Source organism: Pseudomonas sp. WS 5532, assembly GCF_012985445.1.
Taxonomy (GTDB): Bacteria; Pseudomonadota; Gammaproteobacteria; order Pseudomonadales; family Pseudomonadaceae; genus Aquipseudomonas; species Aquipseudomonas edaphica.
In genome coordinates this window covers 73,280-98,782 of sequence record NZ_JAAQWK010000011.1, presented here as the reverse complement: position 1 = coordinate 98,782, position 25,503 = coordinate 73,280, and the positions used below count along the sequence as shown (strand labels likewise).

Annotated in this window: 21 protein-coding genes; 13 read left to right on the top strand and 8 right to left on the bottom strand. The window is 59.6% G+C overall.

Translation table 11 applies throughout. The annotated features are described in order from the left end of the window. Positions 1–20: 20 nt before the first annotated feature. From HBO23_RS19400 to rfbC, 4 genes are all read left to right on the top strand, one after another. Positions 21–881, top strand: a complete 861-nt coding sequence (locus HBO23_RS19400; RefSeq protein ID WP_170039200.1) for a DMT family transporter — start codon at positions 21–23, stop codon at positions 879–881. 567 nt (positions 882–1,448) lie between these two features. Beyond that, positions 1,449–2,345, top strand: coding sequence for a dTDP-4-dehydrorhamnose reductase (gene rfbD / locus HBO23_RS19395; protein ID WP_099548836.1), 897 nt, complete (start codon positions 1,449–1,451; stop codon positions 2,343–2,345). A 2-nt stretch (positions 2,346–2,347) separates the two neighbouring features. Further along, the gene (gene rfbA, locus HBO23_RS19390; RefSeq protein ID WP_099548837.1) at positions 2,348–3,232 is read left to right on the top strand and encodes a glucose-1-phosphate thymidylyltransferase RfbA; all 885 of its coding nucleotides are present in this window, start codon (positions 2,348–2,350) and stop codon (positions 3,230–3,232) included. Between the two features lie 96 nt (positions 3,233–3,328). Further along, entirely contained in the window at positions 3,329–3,874 is a 546-nt protein-coding gene (gene rfbC / locus HBO23_RS19385) for a dTDP-4-dehydrorhamnose 3,5-epimerase (RefSeq protein ID WP_170039198.1), read from the top strand. Between the two features lie 60 nt (positions 3,875–3,934). Here rfbC and HBO23_RS19380 read toward each other — a convergent pair whose 3' ends face one another. After that, the gene (locus HBO23_RS19380; RefSeq protein WP_170039196.1) at positions 3,935–4,831 is read right to left on the bottom strand and encodes a DMT family transporter; all 897 of its coding nucleotides are present in this window, start codon (positions 4,829–4,831) and stop codon (positions 3,935–3,937) included. Positions 4,832–4,895: 64 nt separating this feature from the next. After that, positions 4,896–6,521 carry a methyl-accepting chemotaxis protein gene (locus HBO23_RS19375; protein ID WP_170039194.1) on the bottom strand — a complete coding sequence of 542 codons (1,626 nt, stop codon included), beginning with the start codon at positions 6,519–6,521 and terminating at the stop codon, positions 4,896–4,898. A gap of 387 nt (positions 6,522–6,908) precedes the next feature. On the opposite strand from HBO23_RS19375, the gene aceK reads away from it, so the two are divergent. The 5 genes from aceK to HBO23_RS19350 all read left to right on the top strand — a co-directional run bounded on the left by aceK (position 6,909) and on the right by HBO23_RS19350 (position 15,161). After that, the gene (aceK, locus tag HBO23_RS19370; RefSeq protein WP_099548841.1) at positions 6,909–8,618 is read left to right on the top strand and encodes a bifunctional isocitrate dehydrogenase kinase/phosphatase; all 1,710 of its coding nucleotides are present in this window, start codon (positions 6,909–6,911) and stop codon (positions 8,616–8,618) included. A 209-nt stretch (positions 8,619–8,827) separates the two neighbouring features. Next, positions 8,828–12,739 (top strand): ATP-dependent RNA helicase HrpA, encoded by a 3,912-nt coding sequence (gene hrpA / locus HBO23_RS19365; protein ID WP_170039192.1) that lies wholly within the window; start codon positions 8,828–8,830, stop codon positions 12,737–12,739. A 334-nt stretch (positions 12,740–13,073) separates the two neighbouring features. Further along, on the top strand, positions 13,074–14,195 hold the full coding sequence (locus HBO23_RS19360) for a beta-ketoacyl-ACP synthase III (RefSeq protein WP_017134840.1): 1,122 nt from the start codon (positions 13,074–13,076) through the stop codon (positions 14,193–14,195). 124 nt (positions 14,196–14,319) lie between these two features. Then, positions 14,320–14,934, top strand: a complete 615-nt coding sequence (locus tag HBO23_RS19355) for an RNA polymerase sigma factor (protein ID WP_016973332.1) — start codon at positions 14,320–14,322, stop codon at positions 14,932–14,934. Further along, positions 14,928–15,161: a zf-HC2 domain-containing protein gene (locus HBO23_RS19350; RefSeq protein WP_017134841.1), complete on the top strand. Its 234-nt coding sequence runs from the start codon at positions 14,928–14,930 to the stop codon at positions 15,159–15,161. Before HBO23_RS19355 ends, HBO23_RS19350 begins: the two co-directional genes overlap by 7 nt. Before the next feature lie 120 nt (positions 15,162–15,281). On the opposite strand, the gene HBO23_RS19345 is transcribed toward HBO23_RS19350, so the two are convergent. Then, positions 15,282–16,604 carry a putative porin gene (locus HBO23_RS19345; protein WP_017134842.1) on the bottom strand — a complete coding sequence of 441 codons (1,323 nt, stop codon included), beginning with the start codon at positions 16,602–16,604 and terminating at the stop codon, positions 15,282–15,284. A gap of 282 nt (positions 16,605–16,886) precedes the next feature. On the opposite strand from HBO23_RS19345, the gene HBO23_RS19340 reads away from it, so the two are divergent. Continuing rightward, positions 16,887–18,011, top strand: a complete 1,125-nt coding sequence (locus HBO23_RS19340; protein ID WP_169984861.1) for a GNAT family N-acetyltransferase — start codon at positions 16,887–16,889, stop codon at positions 18,009–18,011. Between the two features lie 11 nt (positions 18,012–18,022). Here the strand turns inward: HBO23_RS19340 and aqpZ are convergent, their stop codons facing one another. The 5 genes from aqpZ to HBO23_RS19315 all read right to left on the bottom strand — a co-directional run bounded on the left by aqpZ (position 18,023) and on the right by HBO23_RS19315 (position 23,229). After that, positions 18,023–18,724, bottom strand: a complete 702-nt coding sequence (aqpZ, locus tag HBO23_RS19335) for an aquaporin Z (RefSeq protein WP_017134844.1) — start codon at positions 18,722–18,724, stop codon at positions 18,023–18,025. A 281-nt stretch (positions 18,725–19,005) separates the two neighbouring features. Then, complete coding sequence (locus HBO23_RS19330; RefSeq protein WP_017134845.1) at positions 19,006–20,838, bottom strand: ABC transporter ATP-binding protein; 1,833 nt, start codon at positions 20,836–20,838, stop codon at positions 19,006–19,008. Between the two features lie 82 nt (positions 20,839–20,920). Further along, positions 20,921–21,484 carry a peptidylprolyl isomerase A gene (locus tag HBO23_RS19325; protein ID WP_016979352.1) on the bottom strand — a complete coding sequence of 188 codons (564 nt, stop codon included), beginning with the start codon at positions 21,482–21,484 and terminating at the stop codon, positions 20,921–20,923. Between the two features lie 3 nt (positions 21,485–21,487). Continuing rightward, positions 21,488–22,291, bottom strand: coding sequence for an alpha/beta hydrolase (locus tag HBO23_RS19320; protein ID WP_017134846.1), 804 nt, complete (start codon positions 22,289–22,291; stop codon positions 21,488–21,490). A gap of 14 nt (positions 22,292–22,305) precedes the next feature. Next, the gene (locus HBO23_RS19315; protein ID WP_017134847.1) at positions 22,306–23,229 is read right to left on the bottom strand and encodes a LysR family transcriptional regulator; all 924 of its coding nucleotides are present in this window, start codon (positions 23,227–23,229) and stop codon (positions 22,306–22,308) included. 49 nt (positions 23,230–23,278) lie between these two features. On the opposite strand from HBO23_RS19315, the gene HBO23_RS19310 reads away from it, so the two are divergent. From HBO23_RS19310 to HBO23_RS19300, 3 genes are all read left to right on the top strand, one after another. Further along, positions 23,279–23,593, top strand: coding sequence for a 3-phosphoglycerate kinase (locus HBO23_RS19310; RefSeq protein WP_099548844.1), 315 nt, complete (start codon positions 23,279–23,281; stop codon positions 23,591–23,593). 151 nt (positions 23,594–23,744) lie between these two features. Continuing rightward, positions 23,745–24,344 carry an FMN-dependent NADH-azoreductase gene (locus HBO23_RS19305; RefSeq protein ID WP_017134849.1) on the top strand — a complete coding sequence of 200 codons (600 nt, stop codon included), beginning with the start codon at positions 23,745–23,747 and terminating at the stop codon, positions 24,342–24,344. A gap of 203 nt (positions 24,345–24,547) precedes the next feature. Further along, on the top strand, positions 24,548–25,414 hold the full coding sequence (locus HBO23_RS19300) for a carboxylate/amino acid/amine transporter (RefSeq protein WP_099548845.1): 867 nt from the start codon (positions 24,548–24,550) through the stop codon (positions 25,412–25,414). Positions 25,415–25,503: the final 89 nt, after the last annotated feature.

Genomic DNA, 25,503 nt, shown 5'->3' with positions numbered 1-25,503 from the left:
CCTGATTACAGGTGGTAACCATGTCTGTTCTTTCGAAACAATCCGTGGCCGCGGCGGCCACGACGAGCCTGTTTGTCCTGCTGTGGAGCAGCGGGGCGATTTTCTCCAAGTTGGGCCTGGCCCATGCTTCGCCCTTTGCCTTTCTGTTGATCCGTTTTGCCATTGCCCTGGCAGGGTTGGTGATCTTGGTGCCGATCCTCAAGCTGAAGCTACCCCGCACCGGCAAGTCGATGTTGTATGCGGCGGCAACCGGGCTGGTGCTGTTGGGGGCGTATCAGATTTTCTATCTGCTGGCCCTAGACCTCAAAGTGACGCCCGGCGTGATGGCAACCGTCATGGGCGTGCAGCCGATCCTGACGGTGGTGCTGATGGAACGTCAGCGTTCGTTAAGCCGCATGTTCGGCCTGACGCTGGGGTTGGCGGGGTTGATCATGGTGGTCTACCAGGGCATTGGGCTGTCGGGCATGTCTCTGGCAGGGATGCTGTTCGGGCTGCTGGCGCTGGCGAGCATGACCTTTGGTTCCATCATGCAGAAGCGCATTACTGACAACCCCTTGGGCACGCTGCCGGTGCAGTACCTGGCCGGGCTGTTGCTGTGCTCGGTATTTGTGCCATTCCAGCCCTTCCACTTTGAACACAACGCCGGCTTTTACCTGCCAGTGTTGTGGATGGGGTTGGTGGTGTCATTGCTGGCGACGCTGTTGCTGTACCGCCTGATTGCGCGAGGCAATCTGGTAAATGTCACCAGCCTGTTTTACCTGGTGCCGGCGGTAACGGCCGTGATGGACTATCTGATCTTTGGCAATCGGCTCGCGGTATTGAGTGTGCTAGGGATGGTTTTGATCATCATCGGCTTGGCGTTTGTCTTCCGTAAACACTAGAAGGTGAGCACCAAGGGGGCGGTAGATCGCACGCCGAAACGCCCCCTTGGGCATCAGAGGGTCATGTTGTACCTGTAGGGCGATGCTGTAATAATTCCGCCCTTTAGAGTGTAAGTTATTTTTATATGGGGTAATCGGTGCGTCTGCAGGTGGCGGCTGGCTGAGCAACGCTGCCGGCTTCGGTCGAGGGTTTCTCTCTAGTGACAAAGTCGTGGTTGCAGGCCGTATTTGTTTAAAATCGGTCTCTATACTCTCGTCGTATTGAAAGTGGCGGTTTCGCTGGTGCAACGCCTAATTTTCCCCGTTTCGCCGACCTCTTCGTGTTTCAAGCGCTCACTCAGCGTGTTGCTTGCCTGTTAATCGTCGAGGCGGTTTTATCAGACGAGTGCTAGGGTTTCGGTTGGCGGGTGTGAATCGGCAGACGTTGATGGGAAACTTCGGGCCCATCCTTGCGACATTACTGAAAAGATTTAACTCAATGACTATCTTAGTAACCGGCGGTGCAGGCTTTATCGGTGCAAACGTGGCATTGGGCCGGGTAGTGAAGCGCTACTCCGAGCGTTCTGTATGAGAATCTTACTGCTTGGCAAAAATGGCCAGGTAGGCTGGGAACTCCAACGTAGCTTGGCGCCTTTGGGGCAGGTCCTGGCGTTGCACTCCAAAAGCCCGGACTACTGCGGTGACTTGAACGATCTGCAAGGGCTGGCGGCTACCGTGCAGCGGTTTGCGCCTGACGTAATCGTCAACGCAGCGGCTTACACCGCCGTCGACAAGGCCGAGAGTGAGCCGGGCCAAGCGCTGCGCGTGAATGTTGAAGCCCCCGCGGTGCTGGCAACAGAAGCCCGAAAGCTGAATGCCTTGCTGGTACATTACTCCACGGACTATGTGTTTGACGGCCAGGGTGATACGCCTTGGCAGGAAAGCGACCCAGCGGGCCCGCTGAGCGTCTATGGCACGACCAAACTGCAAGGTGAGCAGGCGATCCAGGCCTCCGGCTGCACGTACCTGATCTTGCGCACCAGTTGGGTGTATGCGGCGCGCGGTAATAACTTCGCCAAGACCATGCTGCGCCTGGCAGCAGAACGTGACAGCCTGAATGTGATCAACGACCAATTTGGCGCCCCTACCGGGGCGGACCTGCTGGCGGACGTCACCGCCCATGCTATCCGTGCGGTGCGTTTGAACCCTCAATTGCAAGGCATCTACCATCTTGCGGCAGCCGGTGAGACCACTTGGCACCGGTATGCCCGTTTCGTGCTCGACCAGGCGCAGGCGGCAGGTGTGGAGCTCAAAGTCGCTTCGGCATCCGTCGGCGCGATAACCACGGCCGCTTATCCTACGCCTGCCAAGCGTCCTGGCAACTCTCGACTCAATACTCAAAAACTGCAGAATGCCTTCTCCCTTTGCCTGCCTGAATGGCAGGACGGTGTGGCACGGATGCTTAAAGAAATTCTAGAGAAATGACTATGCTAAAACGCAAAGGAATTATTTTGGCCGGCGGTTCGGGCACGCGCCTTCACCCTGCAACCTTGGCTATTTCCAAACAGTTGCTACCGGTTTACGACAAGCCGATGATCTACTACCCGCTGACCACGTTGATGCTGGCGGGTATTCGCGACATTCTGATCATTTCCACGCCACAGGACACCCCGCGATTCGAGCAACTTTTGGGCGATGGCAGCAACTGGGGTTTGAATATTTCCTACGCTGTACAGGCGTCTCCGGATGGCCTGGCGCAGGCGTTCATCATCGGTGAGGACTTCATCGGTAATGATCTGTCTGCACTGGTGCTGGGTGACAACATCTATCACGGTCATGATTTTAATGAGCTGCTCAAGAGCGCAATGTTGCGTCAGGACGGCGCCAGTGTCTTCGCGTATCACGTGACCGATCCGGAGCGTTATGGCGTCGTAGAGTTCGATACTGAGGGCAAAGCGATCAGCCTGGAAGAGAAGCCGCTGCAACCCAAGTCAAACTACGCGGTTACCGGTCTGTATTTCTACGACCAGGACGTGGTTGAAATGGCTAAAAGCATCAAGCCGTCGCCGCGTGGCGAACTCGAGATTACCGACCTCAACCGTCTCTATATGGAGAAGGGCAAGCTGTCGGTTGAGATTATGGGTCGTGGCTACGCATGGCTGGATACAGGCACGCATGACTCACTGCTACAGGCCAGCCACTTCATTGCAACGCTTGAGCATCGTCAGGGGCTTAAAGTTGCCTGCCCTGAAGAAATTGCGTTTCGCCAGAAGTGGATTGACGCCGAACAGTTGGAGAAACTTGCGGTGCCGCTTTCCAAGAATGGCTATGGCCAATATCTCAAGCGATTGCTCAGTGACAAGATTTTTTGATGGCCTGAGTGGAACGCGGCATCCCCAGTTGCTGCCTTAAGGTCGATCCGTGGCACCGCCAAGCTGGCCCGATAACATGTTGGAGATACCGTAAAAATGAGAGCCACTTCCCTCGCCATCCCGGACGTTATTCTGTTTGAACCGAAAGTATTCGGGGACGAGCGCGGGTTTTTCTACGAAAGTTTCAATCAGAAGGTTTTCGAGGAGGCTGTCGGAAAACCTGTCCACTTCGTGCAGGACAACCACTCAAAATCTGCAAAAGGCGTGCTGCGCGGCCTGCATTATCAGATCAAGCAGGCCCAAGGAAAGCTGGTGCGTGTGATACGCGGAGAAGTCTTTGACGTGGCAGTGGACCTGCGTAAAAGCTCGCCCACATTCGGCCAGTGGGCGGGCACTTACCTCAGCGAGAACAACCGAGCCCAGCTTTGGATACCCGAGGGTTTCGCTCACGGCTTCGTAGTGCTGTCTGAAAGTGCTGAGTTTCTGTACAAAACCACCGATTTCTGGGCGCCAGAGCATGAGCGCAGTCTTGCCTGGAATGACGCCGACGTGGCTATCGATTGGCCGATTTCCGAGCCGCCTACGCTGTCGGCCAAAGATACCAATGCCACCCGTTTTGCTGAGGCTGAAACCTTCGCCTAGTTGGCCTTCCTGTCAGGCACTTGAGCGTGCCCACACCCGTCCTGGGCTGGGCACGATCTCCTACAACGCTTTCGCCAATTTTCCGGGTCGCAACACCAACCACAACGCCCCCCCAATCAACACCCCCCCATACAAATGCGCCATCGACAACGGCTCCCCCAGCAACAACGCCCCCCACAACACCCCAAACGGCGGAATCATAAACGTCACCGTCATCGACTTCACCGGCCCAATGGACGACAGCAAGCGGAAGTACAGGATGTAGGCAAACGCCGTACACACCAGCCCCAACCCCAGCAACGAAGACCATACCTGCCAACCACCCCAGCTCGCTGGTGGATGGCTGATGGCGCTGTAGGCAAAGAACGGCAGTAAGAACAGGGTAGCGCCGAGCATGCTGCCCAACGCCGCAAGTCGGCTGTCCAGGCCGCCACGTTGATCGAGCCAGCGTCGCGCAAGGAAACCGGCAAAGCCGTAGCACGTGGTGGCCAGCAGGCAGGCCAGTGCGCCCATCAACAAGTCCATATCAAACGCTACCGGCCCGGCACGGGTCAGGACTCCTACGCCGAACAGGCCCAAACACACACCGGCGATTTTCGAAGGGGTCAGGCGCTCACTGAAGAACAACCCGCCGATCAACACGCCCATCAACGGCGTGGTGGCGTTGAAGATCGCCGAGTAACCCGCCGGCAGCACCTGGGCCGCAACGGAGTACATGGTGGCGGGAATCCCGGAATTGATCACGCCGAGCAGCAGCACGGTCTTGAACTTGCCCTGGAAGTCCCAGTTCACGCACATCATCGTGAGAATTACCAGCAACCCGGCGGCGGCGATCGACACGCGAAAAAACGCGGTCGGCACCGTGCCGATTTCCGGTGCAATGATGCGCATGAACAGGAAGCTCGCGCCCCAAATGGCAGCCAGCCCCAACAGGTACAGGGTGTCGACAGGTCTCACGGAACACTCCTACGTCAATAAGGCGGCGAGTGTTGCCCAGTGGCTTGCGCGACACAATCGCTAATTACAGGACAAACCGCGTGACCATGCCGTTGAGGTCCACCGCCAGGCGCGACAATTCGTGGCTGGCCGCCGAGGTCTGGGTGGCACCGGCGGCAGTCTGGGTCGACAGGTCGCGGATGTTCACCAGGCTGCGGTCGACATCGCGGGCCACCAGCGCCTGTTGCTCGGCGGCGCTGGCGATCACCAGGTTGCGTTCACTGATTTGCGAGATGGCGGCGGTGATTTTTTCCAGGGCGCTGCCGGCGTTGTTGGCCCGCTGCAAGGTCTGGCCGGCGTGCTCGGCGCTGCTGTTGAGCGCTTCGACGGTGCCTTGGGTGCCTTGCTGGATGCCGTTGATCATCTGCTCGATTTCTTCGGTGGAGTCCTGGGTGCGTTGCGCCAGCGAGCGCACCTCGTCGGCCACTACTGCAAACCCGCGCCCGGCCTCGCCGGCGCGGGCGGCTTCGATGGCGGCGTTAAGCGCCAGCAGGTTGGTTTGCCCAGCGATGCCGCGGATCACTTCCAGCACTTTGCTGATGTTCTGGGCTTGCACGGCCAACCCTTCGGCCTTGTTCGAGGCGCCGAGCACTTCGTCCACCAGGTTCTGGATCGAGCTGATGGTTTCGCTGATCTGGTAATGACCGTGCTTGCTGTCTTCGTCGGAGGCCTTGGATGCCTCGGCGCTGGACACCGCATTGGCCGCGACTTCGTCCACCGCCGCGCTCATCTCGTTGACGGCGGTGGCGGCCTGTTCGATCTCATCGTTCTGGGCTTGCAAGCCACGGGTGCTCTGCTCCATCACCGAACTCATCTCTTCGGCGGCGGACGCCAGTTGCTGCGCCGACTCGCTGATGCCATGGAGGGTGGTGCGCAACTGGTCCTGCATGGTGGCCAGGGCCGTCAACAGTTGCGCCGGTTCGTCGCTGCCTTTGACCACGACGGGCTGGCTCAAATCACCACCGGCAATGGTGCGCGCCACGGCCAGGGCCTGGCCCAGCGGGGCGGTGATGCTGCGGGTCAGCAGCCAGGCGAGCAACAAGGTCGCGATCAGCGCACACACAATGATCAGGCCGACCACCCACTGCGCGCTGGTATACATCTGCGCCGCCGCGTCTGCTGCGGTTTCCACGCCTTTTTGGTTGAAGGTAATCATGTCCTCCAGGCTTTTATTCAGGAGCGTGCCCTGCGGGCCGAGGCGCGTGCTGAGCAGGTCGATGGCGTCTTGCTGCTGGTCCTTGTCGACCAGCTCCACCATCTGGCTGACGATACTGTTGTAAGTGTTCACATTGATGTTGAGCTGCTTGAGCATGGCGCGTTCGTCGTCGCCGCTGAGCAGGTCTGCGTGGTGCTCCAGCAGGGTGTTGAGTTCGCTGCGCTGGTTGGCGATCAGGCTTTTGCTGTTGTCGCGGATCCGTGATTCGTCAGTGGTCGCCATGCGCATCGACTCCAGGCGGATGCTGGCGATGCAGGCGGCAGCGTCGTGGATATTCTCGATGCTCGGCATCCACGATTCTTCAATCACCAACGCGCTTTCGCGCAGCTTGGCCATCTGCCCCAGGCCAAACATTCCGACGATCACCAGCATGCTGGCCAACACCCCAAAACTCAGGCTGGCGCGCAGACCGATCGGCATATTCCTCAATGACATCTTAGTGCTCCTTAGGCGATTTGAACCGGTTCCCGGGTCGGTCTTCAGACCTTGTTAGGTTGGGAAGGGCGCGCTATATATCAAAGTGCCATCAAGGTGGTAATCGGGGTTTCCCCTAAGTGGTATCAAGGGTGTTACATACGTTGAGAACTCACAGGTTTGCGCAGTTTCCTGGCAACGAGCGTCAAGCCCCGCAGCTCGAGGCCTGTAGCGGTGGGCGGCGCGACTTTATGGTGTTTTTGCTGACCGTACGGTCGATTGGTGAAAATTGAAAATAAATGTACAAATTGCATGAAGTTGTACAGTTCGGATGTGCAAATCATCCTTCTCCTGCCTCGATTCACTGGCTAAGCTCAGGCATCCAGATACCCGTTCGAGGTTTCCCGCATGTCGCCATCCGCCCCTGCCATTGCCCGCATGATCCTCGATGGCTTCGACGATTACCGTGAGCATTTTCGTCAGATCACCGACGGCGCTCGCGAGCGTTTCGAAAAGGCTCAGTGGCAACAAGGGCAGGCGGCGTCGGCGGCGCGGATTAATTTGTATGAAGAGAAGGTCGCTGAAGTCACGGCGCGTCTGCGTGCCCACTTCGATGAGGCGGCGTTGCTGGCAGTGGACGAGTGGCCATTGGTCAAAAGCGCGTACATCGGCCTGATCGACCTGCGTTTTGACGATGAGCTGTCCGAGACCTGGTACAACTCGATCTTTTGCGGGCTGTTCAGCCATGACCTGATCAGCGACGGCTGCATGTTCATCCACACCACGCGGCCCAGCCTGCGCCGGGCACGTGCGGCGCAAACCCGTACCTATAAGCCTGCGGGTGACCTGGCGGCGACGCTGGCGCAGATCTTCGCCGATTACCGCTTCAGCGAAGCCTACGCCGACCTCGACGGCGACCTGCGCCGCCTCCAGGCGCAGTTGCGCGAAAACCTGCCGGATTGGGTGTGCAAAGACCCGCAGCTGAGCATCGAGCTGTTTTCGTCAGTGCTTTACCGGAATAAAGGCGCCTACCTTGTTGGTCGTATTTTTACCCGTGACGAGCAATGGCCCCTGGTGATTCCGTTGTTGCACCGCGAAGGGCGCGGCATCCAGATCGATGCGCTGATCACCGACGAAGCCGATGTGTCGATCATCTTCTCCTTCACGCGCTCCTACTTCATGGTCGATGTGCCGGTGCCGGCCGAGTTTATCGGCTTTCTCAAGCGCATCCTGCCTGGCAAGCATATTGCCGAGCTGTACACCTCGATCGGTTTCTACAAGCACGGCAAGTCGGAGTTCTACCGCGCGTTGATCAACCATCTGGCGACCACCGATGATCAATTCATCATGGCGCCCGGCGTGCGCGGCATGGTTATGAGTGTGTTTACGCTGCCGGGTTTTAACACCGTGTTCAAGATCATCAAGGACCGTTTTTCGCCGTCGAAGAACGTCAACCGCGCCACGGTGATCGAGAAGTACCGACTGGTCAAAAGTGTTGACCGTGTGGGGCGCATGGCCGACACCCAGGAGTTCGCCGATTTCCGCTTTCCCTTGAGCAAATTCGAGCCCGAATGCCTGGCCGAACTGCTGGAAGTCGCCGCCGGCACGGTGCAAGTGGAGGGCGATACGGTACTGATTCGCCACTGCTGGACCGAGCGGCGCATGACCCCGCTCAACCTCTACCTGGACAACGCCAACCCCGCCCAGGTGCGCGAAGCCCTGGAAGACTATGGCCTGGCAATCAAGCAACTGGCGGCGGCGAACATCTTCCCCGGCGACATGCTGCTGAAGAACTTCGGCGTCACCCGCCACGGTCGTGTGGTGTTCTATGACTATGACGAGATCTGCTTTCTCACCGAAGCCAACTTCCGCCACATCCCCGCACCGCGCACACCTGAAGATGAAATGGCCTCGGAGCCCTGGTACTCCATCGGCCCGCTGGACGTGTTCCCGGAAGAGTTCCCGCCGTTCCTGTTCGCCGACGCCGGCCAGCGCAAGCTGTTCGACGAGTTGCATGGCGAGTTGTACAACGCCGACTACTGGAAAGGCCTGCAGGAAGCGATTCGCGCCGGCAAGGTGATTGATGTGTTTCCGTATCGGCGCAAAGACCCGCTGTAAACGCATATACCGTTTGGGAGGAGGCTTGCTCCAATTTAACAACGTCTGTGCAAAGTGGGCTGTTGTGGCGAGCAGGCTTGCCACAGAGGAGCGTGGGTTAAGACAGTTGCTCCCACATTTGATCCGGTTTACTTAGCCGTCTGCCAGATCAGCTGCTTTTCTGCCACACTTGCCGGCCGTGCATAAATAGACGACCTGCAAAGTACCTGATGACTGACCAAGCGCCCGCTATCGACCAACTGCTCAAAAACCTCGACCACGCCATGCTCGCCGACCGCCACCGCTTGCGGCGCCAGTTGCTTGAGCTGCGCAAGAAGCCCGACGAGGAGAAGCTGGCGCAGTGGGTCACGCGTATGCAGGCGTCCTGCGCCCAAGTCACCGCGCGGCGTGCCAGCCTGCCGGTGATTCGCTATGACGACAGCCTGCCGATCGCGGCCAAGCGTGACGAGATCAAAGAGGCGCTAAACAAGCATCAGGTGCTGATCATTGCCGGCGAAACCGGCTCGGGTAAAACCACCCAGTTGCCGAAGATCTGCCTGGAGATTGGGCGCGGCCAGTACGGCCTGATCGGCCACACCCAGCCGCGCCGGATTGCTGCGCGCAGCGTCGCCAGCCGGGTTGCCGAAGAGCTTGCTACGCCATTGGGCGCGCTGGTCGGCTATCAGGTGCGTTTCGAAGACCAGAGCGATTCCAACACGCTGATCAAGCTGATGACCGACGGCATTTTGCTGGCGGAAACCCAGAACGACCGTTATCTGGAACGCTACGACACCATCATCGTCGACGAAGCCCACGAACGCAGCCTGAACATCGACTTCCTGCTCGGTTACCTGAAAACCCTGTTGCCGCGCCGCCCGGACCTTAAAGTCATCATCACCTCGGCGACCATCGACCTGGAGCGCTTTTCCAAGCACTTCGACGATGCGCCGATTGTCGAGGTCTCGGGCCGCACCTTCCCGGTCGACACCTGGTATCGCCCGTTGACGCTTGAGCAGGACGAGGAGGGCAACCGCGTCGAGGATGACTTGACCGTCGACCAGGCGATTCTCGCCACCCTCGACGAAATTGCCGCCTATGAGCGCAGTGAGCGCCGCAGCCCCGGCGATGTGCTGGTGTTTTTGCCCGGCGAACGCGAGATTCGCGACGCCGCCGACATGCTGCGCAAGGCCCAGCTCAAACACACTGAAATTCTGCCGCTGTACGCGCGCCTGTCGCCGGCCGAACAGCAGCGGATTTTCCAGTCCCACCCAGGCCGCCGCGTGGTGTTGGCGACCAACGTTGCGGAAACCTCGCTGACCGTGCCGGGCATCCGTTATGTGATCGACAGCGGCACCGCGCGCATCAGCCGCTACAGCTACCGCGCCAAGGTGCAGCGCCTGCCGATCGAGGCGATTTCCCAGGCCAGTGCCAACCAGCGTAAAGGCCGCTGCGGCCGGGTTGAGCCGGGCATTTGCATTCGCTTGTACAGCGAAGAAGATTTTATCGGCCGTCCGGAATTTACCGACCCGGAGATCCTGCGCACCAACCTCGCCGCGGTGATCCTGCAGATGCTGCACCTGCGCCTTGGCGAAATCACCGACTTCCCGTTTATCGAACCGCCGGATGGCAAGGCGATCAGCGACGGTTTCAACCTGCTGCAAGAACTCTCGGCAGTCGACCGCAACAGCCAGCTCACGCCGCTGGGCCGCCAACTGGCGCGCTTGCCGGTGGACCCGCGCATGGGCCGCATGCTGCTCGAAGCGGCCAAGCTCGGCAGTTTGCAGGAAGTGTTGATTGTGGCCAGTGCCATGTCGATCCAGGACCCTCGCGAGCGTCCGCCGGAGCGCCAGCAAGCCGCCGACCAGGCCCACGCACAGTGGAAAGATGCAGACTCGGACTTCGCCGGGCTGGTTAATCTGTGGCGCGGCTTTGAAGAACAGCGCCAGGCGTTGACCGCCAGCCCGTTGCGTAACTGGTGCCGCAAGAACTTCCTGAATTACCTGCGCCTGCGCGAGTGGCGTGACTCCCATCGCCAGTTGAGCCTGATCTGCCGCGATATGCAACTGACCCTCAACAAGGAACCGGCCGACTTTGCGAAACTGCACAAGGCGGTGCTGTCCGGCCTGCTCAGCCAGATCGGCCAGAAAACCGAAGACGGCGATTACCTCGGCGCACGGCAGCGGCGCTTCTGGATTCACCCGTCCTCGGGCATCGGCAAAAAACGTCCGCAATGGCTGATGACCGCCGAACTGGTGGAAACCACCAAGCTGTATGCGCGCATGGTCGCCAAGATCGACGCCGACTGGATCGAGCCGCTGGCCGGGCACCTGATCAAGAAAAACCACTTCGAACCGCACTGGGAAAAGAAGCGCGGTCAAGTGGTGGCGTTTGAGCAGATCACCCTGTTCGGGCTGATTGTGGTCGGGCGCCGGCCGGTACATTACGGGCCGATTGACCCGGTGGTGTCCCGCGAGTTGTTTATTCGTGAAGGGTTGGTACGCGGCGAGATTCAATCCCGCGCCAAGTGCCTCACGGCCAACCAGCAACTGCTGGAACAGCTCGATGAACTGGAGGCCAAGGCCCGTCGTCGCGACATTCTGGCGGATGAAGAAACCCTGTACGCCTTTTATGACGCGCGCTTGCCGGCAGAGATCCACCAGACCGCCACGTTCGACAGTTGGTACAAGGTCAACAGCCAGAAAGACCCGCAACTGCTGATCATGCGTGAAGAGGACGTGCTGGCCCGCGAGGCCAGTGAAGTCACGGCCGCGCATTACCCCGACACCCTGCACCTGGGCGACCTGGAACTGGCCCTGAGTTACCACTTTGAACCCAACCACCCCCGCGACGGCGTAACCCTGCGCGTACCGGCGCCGCTGTTGCCGGCGTTGCCGCCTGAGCGCCTGGAGTGGCTGGTACCGGGTGTGATCGAAGCCAAGTGCATTGCGCTGGTGCGCAACTTGCCCAAGGCGCTGCGCAAGAACTTTGTGCCGGTGCCGGATTTCGTCAAGGCCGCCCTGCAACGTATCGAATTTGGCCAGGGCTCGTTGCCCCAGGCGCTGGGCCGCGAATTGCTGCGCATGACCGGCGCGCGGGTCAGCGATGAAGCCTGGGCCGAGGCGGCGCAGCAGGTGGAAAGCCACCTGAAGATGAACCTGGAGGTGGTTGACGGCCAGGGCAAGTTCCTGGGCGAAGGCCGCGACCTGGCCGAGCTGACCGCACGTTTCGCCGAGGCCAGCCAGGCCGCATTGGCTGTACCGCAAACCGCGAAAAGCCAACAGCCGGTGGAAGCCAAGGTGTTTGCCGCCGTGGCGGAAAAGACCCAGCAAAAGATTGCTGGCCTGTCGATGACGGTGTATCCGGCACTGGTCGAAGAAAACGGCACGGTCAAGGAAGGGCGTTTCTCCACTGCCGCCGAAGCCGAGTTTCAGCACCGCCGCGCCTTGCAGCGCCTGCTCATGCAGCAACTGGCGGAACCGGCAAAATTCCTGCGCGGCAAATTGCCTGGGTTGACTGAGCTGGGCCTGATGTACCGCGAGCTGGGGCGCATTGATGCGCTGGTGGAAGATATTCTGTTGGCCAGCCTCGACACCTGCGTGCTCGAAGGCGAAGCCAGCCTGCCGCGTGACGGTGCGGGTCTGGCTGCGTTGGCCGAACGCAAGCGCGGCAGTTGGACCGAACACGCCGAACGCCTGGCGCGCTTGACCCTGGACGTGCTGAAACTCTGGCATGGCTTGCAGAAACGCTTCAAAGGCAAGATCGACCTGGCCCAGGCGGTGGCGTTGAACGACATCAAACAGCAACTCAGCAACCTGGTATATCCCGGTTTTGTGCGCGAAACCCCGGCGCAGTGGTTCAAGGAATTGCCGCGCTTTCTCAAGGCCATCGAGTTGCGCCTGGAGAAGTTGCCAAGCCAGGTGCAAAAAGATCGGGTCTGGAGCTCGGAGTTGGGCGGCCTGTGGGCGCAGTACCAGAACCGTTTGAACAAACATGCCCAGGAAGGCAAGCGCGACCCGCAGTTGGAACTTTACCGCTGGTGGTTGGAGGAATACAGGGTGTCGCTGTTTGCCCAGCAGTTGGGCACCAAGGTGCCGATTTCCGATAAGCGTTTGAGCAAACAGTGGAGCCTGGTCGAGGCCTGAATTCTTCCTCGATCCTCCAGTCAACGCCCAACCCCTGTGGGAGCTGGCTTGCCTGCGATGGCATCACCGCCGTTTGGCTGATACACCGCAGTGTCTGCATCGCAGGCAAGCCAGCTCCCACTGTGGATTGCGGGGGTTAATCCCGGGGATGGCGCCAAATGCGCGAGGTTGTGGCAAACTTCGCAGTCATAAAGACCGGTAACGCCGCGAAACACTGTGGTGCGATGGGATAAAGCGTTGCCAGTTTGATGCCCGCTGGAGGGCATCGAACGAATTAAAGTTTGGTACGACGGTACCAATATCTTCTCTGCCTGACAGATTTAGAGGAACGACCGTGCATAACGTCGTCATCAGCGGCACTGGCCTGTACACCCCGGCCAACAGCATCTCCAACGAAGAGCTGGTGCAGTCTTTCAATGCTTACGTGCAACAGTTCAATTCAGACAACGCTGCCGCCATCGAGCGCGGTGACGTGCAGGCATTGACCGAGTCCAGCGCCGCCTTTATCGAGAAAGCGTCGGGCATCAAGAGCCGCTTTGTGATGGACAAGAACGGCATCCTTGACCCACAGCGCATGGCCCCGCGCCTGCCCGAGCGCAGCAACGACGAGTGGTCGGTACTCTGCCAGATGGCCGTCGGCGCCGCCGAACAAGCCCTGCAGCGCGCCGGCAAGACCGCCGCCGACATCGATGGCGTGATCGTCGCCTGCTCCAACCTGCAGCGCGCCTACCCGGCCATCGCCATTGAAGTCCAGGAAGCCCTGGGCATCCAGGGTTTCGGCTTCGACATGAACGTGGCGTGTTCCTCGGCCACCTTCGGCATCCAGAACGCGGCCAACAGCATCCAACTGGGCCAGGCCCGGGCGATCCTGATGGTCAACCCGGAAGTCTGCACCGGCCACTTGAATTTCCGCGACCGCGACAGCCATTTCATCTTCGGTGATGCGGCCACGGCGGTGATCCTCGAGCGTGCTGATCTGGCGACCTCCGAGCACCAGTTCGACGTGGTCAGCACCAAGCTGCTGACCAAGTTTTCCAATAACATCCGTAACAACTTCGGTTTCCTCAACCGTACCGCCGAAGAAGGCATCGGCGCGCCGGACAAGCTGTTCGTGCAGGAAGGCCGCAAAGTCTTCCGTGATGTCTGCCCGATGGTTGCCGAGTTGATCGGTGTACACCTGCAAGAAAACCAACTGAGCGTGACCGACGTGAAGCGCTTCTGGCTGCACCAGGCCAACCTGAGCATGAACCACCTGATTGTGAAGAAGCTGCTGGGCCGCGAAGCCTCGGTGGAAGAAGCGCCGGTGATCCTTGATACATACGCCAATACCAGCTCGGCGGGCTCGGTGATCGCGTTTCACACCTATCAGGACGATCTGCCCAAGGGCTCGGTTGCAGTGCTCAGCTCGTTCGGTGCGGGTTACTCGATCGGCAGCGTGATCCTGCGCAAGCGCTAATCTTGTGGGAGCTGGCTTGCCTGCGATGGCATCACTGTGGTGTGACTGATCCACCGAGGTGCCTGCATCGCAGGCAAGCCAGCTCCCACATTGATCCTATTTCCAAGGCAAGATCGAGGTTTGAATGGCAGCAGCGGACGACGCGCACCTGCTTGAACGGCTGCTCAAGGGCGAGCAGCGGGCCTACAAGGAACTGGTCACCACCTACCAGAGTGCAATGCGCGCGGTAGCCTATGCCATTGTCGGCCAGCGCCACGCCGATGAAGTGGTGCAAGACGCCTGGTTGTCAGTGGTGCGTAACCTGGCCAAGTTCGAAGGGCGCTCCAGCCTCAAAACCTGGCTGCTGACCATCACCGCCAATTCTGCCAAGGGCCGCTACAAACAGAATCGCCGGGAAGTATTGCTCGACGATTTGCCTTCGCCCCACGGCACCATTGGCGATGACCGCTTCGTCCCCGACGACGGCCACTGGGCCGTTGCGCCTTACGCCTGGCACCAGGACACCCCGGAAGCCTTGCTGACCGAGGATGAACTGCGCAAATGCCTGGAGCATACAATCCTGAGCTTGTCGGAGCTGCAAAGCAGCGTATTGGTGTTGCGTGAACGTCAGGGCCTGGAGTTGGAGGAGATTTGTAATCTTCTGACCCTCTCGCTCTCCAATGTCCGTGTGCTGTTGCATCGAGCACGGCTTAAAGTCTTCGCCACGGTGGAGCATTTTGAGGAAACGGGCGAATGTTGACCTGTAAGGAACAAGTGGCGCGGTCCAGTGACTACCTCGATGGGCAATTGACCTTTCGAGAGCGTTTGCTGGTGCGTCATCACTTGATGTTCTGCCCCAACTGCCGGCGATTTATTCGTCAGATGCGCCTGATGCAGGCGACTTTGAAGATCATGCCGGAGGAGCCGGTAAAGGACGCTGATGCACTGGCTGATCGGCTGGTGGCCGAAAGGCTCAAAGATCAGTAACGGTGGGAAAGAGGCAGGCTCGCGTGGGTGAGTCGAACGGATGATGGGGATCGACCCACCCACGCAAGGCTGTTGAAACCCCCTCGGGCCGTCCTGGCCCAAGGGTTATTGCATGCACATTTAGAACTTGGCTTCAGCATCCAACTGCAAGGTGTTGGTGTTGGCATCACGCTGCGTGCGGCTGGCGTAGTCAGCCTTGGTCAGGAAGTACGTGGCGCCGAGGGCGAAGTTCTTGTCGATGTCGTAGCTGACTTTGAGCTTGTGACCGCGCGAACCGGTGGTGCCGTTGGCGAAGTCCGAATCGGTGAAGGCGCCAACCACTGCATCACGTTGCGTATCGCGGTAGTTGTAGTCCAGGTTGAAACCGAACACCTTGGATTTGGCACCGATCAACCAGGCGGTGTCCTGGTCGGTCACCGCATCGTTGTTTTTCACGTACTGGCCGTAGAACGCCAAAGGCACGGCCAGGCCGCCGATGTCGGCTTGGGCAAAGCCTTCATACAGGCGGAATTCGTTGTTGGCCGAGTTGCCGTTGACCGCCAACGCGCATGGCGTGGTGGTGGTTGTGCAGCGGCTGTCCTTGTCGTTCTGGTAGGCGTAGACGCTGCCGCCCAGGGTCATTTTCAGGTTGTCGGTGAGCGAGAAGCGCGTGCCCAACTGGCCGGAGGTCAGGCGCAGGTCGTGGCGAAATTGCACGCCGTCGCCGTCTACGTTGTCCTTGAGGTTGTAGTTACCCAGGCTGCCGAACAGCTCGGCGCTGCCGCCCAATGGGTACTTGTAGGTGACGGCCAGGCCTTCAGGGTTGATGTCGCTATCCCAGATCACGTCGCCCATGTTTACCCACGGCTGCAGCATCTTGCCGCCGATCACGTGCAGGTTCTTGATCTGGTCCGGGTGGTAGTCGATGTAGCCCAGGTCCAGCCAGATCGACTTCTTGTCGAAGTAGTTGTCCTGGTCCTGGTTGGTGGAGCGCGCGTCGTCGCTGCTGCCGGTGGCCACGCGGATGCCGGTGTCAACCTGGGAGTTGATTTCGGTGTAGGCACCCAGGCGGGCACGGATGCGCTGACGGTCTTTGTCGCGGCCGCCGTTGTTGGATTCGCCCTGGATCTTCACGGTTTCCTGACGGAAGCGCACATCACCCTTGAGCTGAGTGCGTGCGGCCCAGGCCAGCTTCTGATCGAAGACGCTGAGGTCGTTGGTTTTTTTCGCGGTGGCCGCGATCTGCTCGTTGGTCTCTTGTTGAGCTTGCTGTGCGATCTGCTTTTCTTTCTGGTCCTTGGCTAATTCCGTTTGCAGTTCGGTGTACTGCGCAGCGGTGATCTGGCCGTTGGCCTTGAGCATGTCGAGCAATTTAGCGTCGACTGCAGCGCTGGCCGGAACGCTCAGGGCCAGCAACAGGCCGCCACACAGGGCCGCCGCAGTTTTAGTGGAAGCAAGACGCATATCAATCTCCGAAAGTGAGGAGGGATGGCAAACCATCCAGGACACAACCGACCGATGACGGACGGAAAATAGCCGCCTGGTAGAACCAGGCGCTCTAAAAACAGGCGTCAGTATCGCGATCGTTTATGACGGAGTAGTGGCTAAGTGATTTCACCTAGATGACAAATTATTTAATCTGGAACTAATTGTTTCTAGGTTTGTCGCGCTCGTTTCGAGGTGTGCCTGGCGCCGCGATAGGCGATACTCGCCAGGCTTTCACGCCAAGAAACAGTGAGGATGCCGATGCCGCTGCAACGCCTGGACAAGCTGTCTGCAATCGCCCCGCAAGTCTGGGATGCCCTGGTGCCGCAGGCCCAACCCTTTGTGCGGCACGCCTTTCTGAGTGCCCTGGAAGACAGCGCCAGCCTGGGCCCGCAGTCCGGTTGGCAGCCCGAGCATTTGCTGCATTGGGAAGGCGAGCGGCTGGTGGCGGCCCTGCCCAGCTACCGCAAGTGGCACTCCTACGGCGAGTACGTGTTTGATCATGGCTGGGCGGATGCGTGCGCGCGCGCGGGCATCGAGTACTACCCCAAGTTGCTGACGGCGGTGCCGTTCAGTCCGGTGAGTGGCCCACGTTTGTTGGCCAGGAATGCCGAGGACGGGGTTGAACTGCTGGGTAGCTTGCCCGGGTATCTGGAAATCGAAGGGCTCTCCAGTGCCCATATCAACTTCACCGACCCGTTGGCCGATGCCGCATTAGCTGGGCAGACGGGTTGGTTGCAGCGCCTGGGCTGCCAGTTCCATTGGCAAAACCGCGGCTATCGCGACTTCCAGGACTTCCTCGATGCCTTGAGTTCACGCAAGCGCAAACAAATGCGCAAAGAGCGCGAGCAAGTGGCGGGGCAGGGCATCGATTTTGAATGGTTGCAAGGCCACGAGTTAAGCGAGGCGCAGTGGGATTTTGTCTACGCCTGTTACGCCAACACCTACGCGGTGCGTCGCCAGTCACCCTACCTGACCCGCGCCTTTTTCAGCCTGCTGGCCGAACGCATGCCCGAGGCGATCCGCGTGGTGCTGGCCAAACAAGGCGCACGCCCGGTGGCCATGGCCTTCAGCCTGATCGGTGGCGACAGTTTCTATGGCCGCTACTGGGGCTGCCTGGCGGAGTTCGACCGCCTGCACTTCGAAACTTGCTTCTACCAAGGTATGGACTACGCCATCGCCCACGGCCTGCAACGTTTTGACGCTGGCGCCCAGGGCGAACACAAGTTGATTCGCGGCTTTGAACCGGTGATCACACGGTCATGGCACTACCTGCGCCATCCGGGTTTGAAGAATGCCGTGGAAGACTTTCTGGAGCGCGAGCGGGTTGGGATTCTGGCGTATGCCGAAGAGGCAAGGGCAGCCCTGCCTTATCGGCAGGGCTGAACCCGTTTGCCTCAGGCTGGCTGCTCCTTGCCCAGCCATCGATAGGTCACGCCGCCGATTACAGCACCGAGGATCGGCGCCAGCCAGAACATCCACAACTGCTGGATCGCCCATCCGCCGACGATCAGTGCCGGGCCGGTACTGCGGGCCGGGTTGACCGAAGTGTTGGTCACGGGAATGGAGATCAAGTGGATCAAGGTCAAGGCCAGGCCGATGGCGATGGGTGCAAGACCCGGCGGAGCACGACGGTCGGTGGCGCCGAGGATGATCAGCACGAACATCGCCGTCATCACCAGCTCACAGACAAACCCCGCAGCCATCGAGTAGCCACCCGGCGAATGCTCGCCGTAGCCGTTGGAGGCCAGGCCCGACGCCAGTTCGAACCCCGGCTTGCCACTGGCAATGAAGTACAACAGCGCAGCGGCGACAGTGGCGCCGATTACCTGCGCGACGATGTAAGCCGGTAACTCCCTGGCCGGAAACCGCCCGCCCACGACCAGCCCCACTGACACTGCCGGGTTGAGGTGGCACCCGCTGATATGCCCGATGGCAAACGCCATGGTCAGCACCGTCAGCCCGAAGGCCAGGGCCACACCGAGGAACCCGATCCCGACGGCGGGAAACGCTGCGGCCAACACCGCACTCCCGCAACCGCCCAACACCAGCCAAAACGTACCTAACCCCTCTGTGATTGAACGTTTGAACAAAGACATGCGACACGTCCTTGATAGATAGCTCTACCGAATCAGCAAATCAGTGATGCTCCCTGCAGATTTACTTCAGCGCCCCTCTAGGCACTGCACTGATTACAGCACGCTTTTGATACAAATCCAGGCCATAAAAAAAGCGCCAGGGGCCCGTGGATTAGGGGCTTGGCGCTGATTAAAGGTGGGAGCTGGCTTGCCTGCGATTGCGGTGTGCCAGATAACCAATTCGGTACTGACAGTGCGCTATCGCAGGCAAGCCAGCTCCCACACTGTTTTGCGGTGTGTTTTTAATCGATGCCGACGAACCCACCCGTTTGGTGCTGCCACAACCTGGCATACAAGCCGCCATGGGCCAGCAGTTCGGCATGGCTGCCGGTCTCGGCAATCTGGCCTTTCTCCAGCACTACCAGCCGGTCCATGCGCGCAATGGTCGACAACCGGTGCGCAATCGCAATCACCGTCTTGCCTTGCATTAAGGTCTCCAGGCTTTCCTGAATCGCCGCTTCCACTTCCGAATCGAGTGCCGAGGTGGCCTCGTCCATGATCAGAAGCGGCGCGTCCTTGAGCAGCACCCGCGCAATGGCAATGCGCTGACGTTGCCCGCCCGAGAGTTTCACCCCGCGCTCGCCCACGTGCGCATCCAGCCCTGTGCGCCCTTCGGCATCCGACAGCAGCGGGATGAATTCATCGGCGCGGGCTTTGTGGATGGCGGCGTTGAGTTCCTCATCGGTGGCATCCGGCTTGCCGTACAGCAAGTTGTCACGGATCGAGCGGTGCAGCAGCGAGGTGTCCTGGGTGATCATGCCGATCTGTGCACGCAAGGACTCCTGGGCGACTTCGGCGATGTTCTGGCCGTCGATCAGGATGCGCCCGCCTTGCAGGTCGTACAGGCGCAGCAGCAAGTTGACCAGGGTTGATTTGCCCGCACCAGAGGGGCCGATCAGGCCGATTTTCTCACCGGCCTTGATCTGAAGGTTCAGGCCGCCAATGATCCCGCTCTTTTTGCCATAGTGGAAATCCACCTGCTCGAAACGCACTTCGCCGTGCGGCACGTTCAGGCGCGGGGCATTGTCGCGGTCGGTCACTGCCAGCGGTGCAGCGATGGTTTTCAGGCCGTCCTGCACCATGCCGATGTTTTCGAAGATGCCGTTGACCACCCACATGATCCAGCCGGACATGTTGACGATACGGATCACCAGGCCTGTGGCGAGGGCGATGGCGCCCACCGAAATCAGTGACTGCGTCCACAGCCACAACGCCAGGCCGGTGGTGGTGACGATCAGCACGCCGTTCAAGGTGCAGATCACCACGTCCATGCTGGTGAGCACGCGCGCGGCCAACTGGGTTTTTTCGGTCTGCTCGATGATCGCTTCCTTGGCGTATTCCTGCTCATTTTGCGTATGGGCGAACAGCTTCAAGGTGGTGATGTTGGTGTAGCCGTCGACAATGCGGCCCATCAATTTGGAGCGCGCCTCGGAGGAAATCACCGAGCGTTCTTTCACGCGAGGCACGAAGTAACGCAACGCCAGGCTGTAAAGAATGATCCAGGTGATCAGCGGGATCATCAGGCGCCAGTCCGCCTCGGCAAACAGCACCAGGGCGCTGATGGCGTAGATCGACACATGCCAGATGGCTTCCGCGGTCGCCACTGCCGAATCGCGCAAGGAGTTGCCGGTTTGCATGATGCGCTGGGCAATGCGCCCGGCGAAATCGTTCTGGAAGAAGTTCAAGCTCTGCTTGAGTACGTAGCTATGGTTCTGCCAGCGGATCAGGCTGGTCATGCCGGGGTTGATGGTCTGGTGCACCAGTAAGTCATGCAGGCCATTGAAGATCGGGCGCAGCAGCAGGGCAACCACGGCCATCCAGATCAGCTCGGCGCTGTGAATCTGGAAGAAGTTGGCGGGCGGCGTGCCTTGGGCCAAATCGATAATGCGGCTCAGGTAGCTGAACAATGCCACTTCGATCAACGCGCCGATCAGGCCGACCACCAGCAAGGCGGCAAAACTTGGCCACACCTGGCGCAGGTAGTAGAGGTAGAAGGGCAGGACTTTATCAGGAGGGGCGGCGCTGGGAGCGTCGCGGAAAATGTCGATCAGTTGTTCAAAGCGACGATAGAGCATTCAGTCTGACGCCCGCGTTGCGGGCTCTCCTTTCAAATGCGCACGCGGCGTTGTGGGCCGCGTGCGGAGCTTGCTGCGGACCTCAGTCGATGCGCTTGGCCGACTTGATCACAACAGGATCGATTGGCACGTTCTGCATGCCTTGCTTGGTAGTGGTTTGCGAGTTGACGATGACGTCGACAACGTCCATGCCCTTAACCACTTTGGCGAACACGGCATAGCCCGCATCACGGCCTGGGTCGAGGAAGGCATTGTCAGCCACGTTGATGAAGAATTGGCTGGTGGCCGAATTTGGATCGTTGGTACGTGCCATCGACAAGGTGCCGCGAACGTTATGCAGGCCGTTGCTGGCTTCGTTCTTGATCGGTGCTTCGGTCGGCTTCTGCGACATCTGCGCGGTGAAACCGCCGCCCTGGACCATGAAACCCGGGATCACGCGGTGGAAAATGGTGTTGGTGTAGAAGCCTTTGTCGACATAGGCCAGGAAGTTCTTGGTACTGATCGGCGCCTTGACCGGGTCCAGTTCGATTTCAATGTCGCCATTGGTGGTGGTGATCAGGACGTGAGGGGCCTTGGCAGGCTCAGCAGCCATCAGGTTGGCTGCGAACAATACGGAGCCGGCAAAGAAGGCGATTTTTTTCAGCATGGGTCAGTGATCCTGGGTAGTGGTTTCGACTGTCTTTAGAAAATCGAGCAAGGTAGCGTTAAAGACTTCGGGTTGATCCAAGGGCGTGGCATGGCGGGAATCTTCGATTACCACCAGCCGCGCATCGGGCAGCAGTTTTACATAGTTTTCTTTCTGCGCCACGGGGGTGTAGTCGTGGTCGGCGCTGATGACCAGGGTAGGACAGGTAATTCTGGAAAGTTGTTCCTGCACGCCCCAGCCGACAATCGCATCGAAGCTGGCGAGATAAGCACGTTTGTCGTTTTTTGCCCAGCGTTCGGCCATTTTGCGCCGCAGGTCGGCTTGCTCGGGTTTGGGGAACAGCCGATCGCCCAGCGCTTTGCCGATGGTGGCAAGGCTGAGCACGCGCGCCAGGCTCCAGCGCTTGGCCCATTGCCAGTAATCATCGGCGCTGCGCACCTTGACCTCGGGCGCGCTGTTGACGATGCACAGGCTCTTGACCTGAGCGGGGTCGTCCACGGCCAGCTGGAATGCGATCATGCCGCCCATGGATAAACCCACCACATGGGCGGGCGGCAGGTTCAGGTGTTCGATCAACGCCACCAGATCGAAGGTAAAACCCTGGATGCTGTAGCGTTCGCGGGGTTTGTCGGAGCGACCGTGACCGCGTATATCCACCACGATCAGGCGGTAATGCCGGGCCAGGACCGGAATCTGCAGTTCCCAATCCTGGCTGCTGGAGCCCAGGCCGTGGATCAGGATCAGCGGAGCGCCGTGACCGTATTCCTCGTAATGCAGGCTGCAGCCTTCGTGGTCGAACCAGGCCATGGGTGAACTCCGTTTCAGGCTTGCTGGGGGGCGGCGAAAGGTGCGTCCAGGGGAGCGGTGTCGAAGGTGCGCAACAAATCGATAAGAATCTGCGTGGCCGGCCCCAGGGGTTTGTCTTTGTTCGAGTACAGGTAGAACGTCGGGTTGCGGCTGCCGCCCTTTTCCAATGGCAGCTGCTTGAGCAGGCCATCCTTGAGTTCGCGTTCGATCAGGTGTCGGGGCAACCAGGCGAAGCCCAGGCCGCTGCTGACGAAGGTGGCGGCGGTGGGCAAGCTGCCGACGGTCCAGCGCTGTTCGGCGCCGAGCCAGCCGACGTCGCGCGGCTGCTGGCGGCCAGAGTCACGGATCACCACTTGCATCTGGCTTTCCAGGTCCTGGAAGCTCAACTCGCGGTTCAGGCGATGCAGTGAGTGGTCGGGGTGGGCCACAGCGATAAATTCCACGTCGCTCATTTCGGTGCCCAGGTAGCCTGGAATGATGAAGCCGCTGATGGCCAGGTCCGCCATGCCATCCATCAACAGCTCTTCAACGCCCGACAGCACTTCTTCACGCAGGCGCACGCGGCAGCCACGGCTTTGCGGCATAAAGGCGGTGAGCGCGCGCACCAGGCGTGCATTCGGGTAGGCGGCGTCCACCACCAGGCGTACTTCGGCTTCCCAGCCCTGTTCCATATGATGGGCGAGGTCTTCCAGTTGGCTGGCGTTTTTGACCAGTTGCCGCGAGCGGCGCAACAGCACTTCACCGGCCTCGGTGAGCACGGCCTTGCGTCCGTCGATGCGCAGCAATGGCACGCCGAGCTGGTCTTGCATGCGGGCCACGGTGTAGCTCACCGAGGACTGCGAACGGTGCAGTGCTTCAGCCGCCTGGGCGAAGCCGCCGTGGTCGACCACGGCCTGCAGCGTGCGCCATTGATCGAGGGTAACGCGGGGCGCTTTCAAGATGAGCTCCTCTTGTCCTAAGCTGGCGGTCCTTATTGGAGACTGCCGAATGAGAAAATTCTGTTGTGTGTTGCTGGCGCTGCTGCCGATGAGCGCGTTTGCCTATTCCACCGACGTTACTAAAAAGATCGAGGGCGTGAGCATTGACTACACGGCGTCCGACGTCGACAACGACATCAGTTCGATACAGCTGAATAATTACGGCACCAATGACGCGGTGTGCTCGGTAACCTTCACCAACGGCCCGGAATCGCCGCGTCGCCGAACGGTCACGGTGCCGGCAGGTAAAAGCACCAACACCACGGTCAAATTCACCCGCTCGATTATCAAGATGCGTATCGCACTGACCTGCACCCCAAAATAAACCGGCAGCGGAGCATGCCCACAGCAATACTCCGCTTATAAACAAATTTATAGATGGGTTATAGCAGTTTTTTACGCTTTTTTATCGAATTGGCTCTGTTTAATCTTCACTCCATCGTCTTACAGCATTTACAGATGGAGCCTACCCAGCCATGTCCAATGTTCTGATCATCGAAAGCAGCGCCCGCCAGCAGGATTCGATCTCCCGCCAGCTGACTCAACAGTTCATCAGCCAATGGCAGGCCGCCCACCCGGCGGATCAGATCACTGTGCGTGATGTGGCCCTCAACCCGGTTCCGCACCTGGACGCCAACCTGCTCGGCGGCTGGATGAAACCCGCCGACCAGCGCAGCCGCGTCGAGCAGGCGTCCCTGGACCGCTCCAACGAACTGACCGACGAATTGCTCGCCGCCGATGTGCTGGTGATGGCCGCGCCGATGTACAACTTCGCCATTCCCAGCACCCTCAAAGCCTGGCTGGACCACGTGTTGCGTGCCGGTGTGACCTTCAAGTACACCGCCACCGGCCCGCAGGGTTTGCTGACCGGCAAGCGCGCTATTGTGCTGACCGCACGCGGTGGCATCCACACCGGCGCCAGCTCCGACCATCAGGAGCCGTACCTGCGCCAGGTCATGGCCTTTATCGGGATTCATGACGTCACCTTCATTCATGCCGAAGGCGTGAACTTGAGCGGTGACTTCCAGGAGAAGGGCATCAACCACGCCAAAGCGCTGCTGGCACAGGTCGCCTGACGTTTTAATCGTCACATAATCGCGTGGTGTTTATATCGCTCCACGCAAACCCTTCAAGTACGCGTATCGAACCTCCCTTTGCACTTGTTGCTCCTGAGTGCTCCTGCCCGACTGCCGCTTTAGCGAGGTCGGGTTTTTTTTGCCTTGAGTTTCAGTAAACGGCGAAAACCTTTAATGTCCCGCCCATTCGAAACGAGGCGCGCATGGGCTACTTACTGGTTGTCACCCTGATTCAGGCATTTTCCTTCAGCTTGATCGGCGAATACCTCGCCGGTCACGTCGACAGCTACTTCGCCGTGCTGGTGCGCGTGGTATTGGCCGGGTTGATCTTCATCCCGCTGACCCGTTGGCGTTCGGTGGCGCCACCCTTCATGCGCGGCATGTTGCTGATCGGTGCGCTGCAGTTCGGCGTGACCTATGTATGCCTTTACTTGAGCTTTCGCGTACTTACGGTGCCGGAAGTGTTGCTGTTCACCATCCTCACGCCGTTGCACGTGACCCTGATCGAAGACGCGCTTAACCGCCGATTCAACTCTTGGGCGCTGATTGCTGCGCTGGTTGCCGTGGGCGGCGCGGCGGTGATTCGCTTCGACCAGATCACGCCGAACTTCCTGATGGGCTTCTTGCTGCTGCAACTGGCCAACTTCACCTACGCCGCCGGGCAGGTGATGTACAAGCACCTGGTGGCGCGTTATCCGAGCGACCTGCCGCACTACCGGCGCTTCGGCTACTTCTACCTGGGCGCCTTGATCGTGGTGTTGCCGGCGTTTTTGCTGTTCGGAAAAACCAACTTTTTGCCCGAAGCGCCGCTGCAATGGGGCGTGCTGGTGTTCCTTGGGCTGGTCAGCACTGCGCTGGGCATGTACTGGTGGAACAAAGGCGCCTGCCTGGTCAACGGCGGTACATTGGCGGTGATGAACAACCTGCATGTGCCGGTGGGGTTGTTGCTCAACTTGCTGATCTGGAATCAGCACGAGCCGTTGGGGCGCTTGGCTTTGGGAGGTTTGGTGATTCTGGGGGCGGTGTGGATCAGTCGCTTGGGTGTGCGCAAGGTGCCGGTCATAAGCTGATCCAGATGTGGGAGCGGCCCGCGATAGGGGGTGTCAGTCGGCAAATATTTCGACTGATACACCGCTATCGCGGGCAAGCCCGCTCCCAC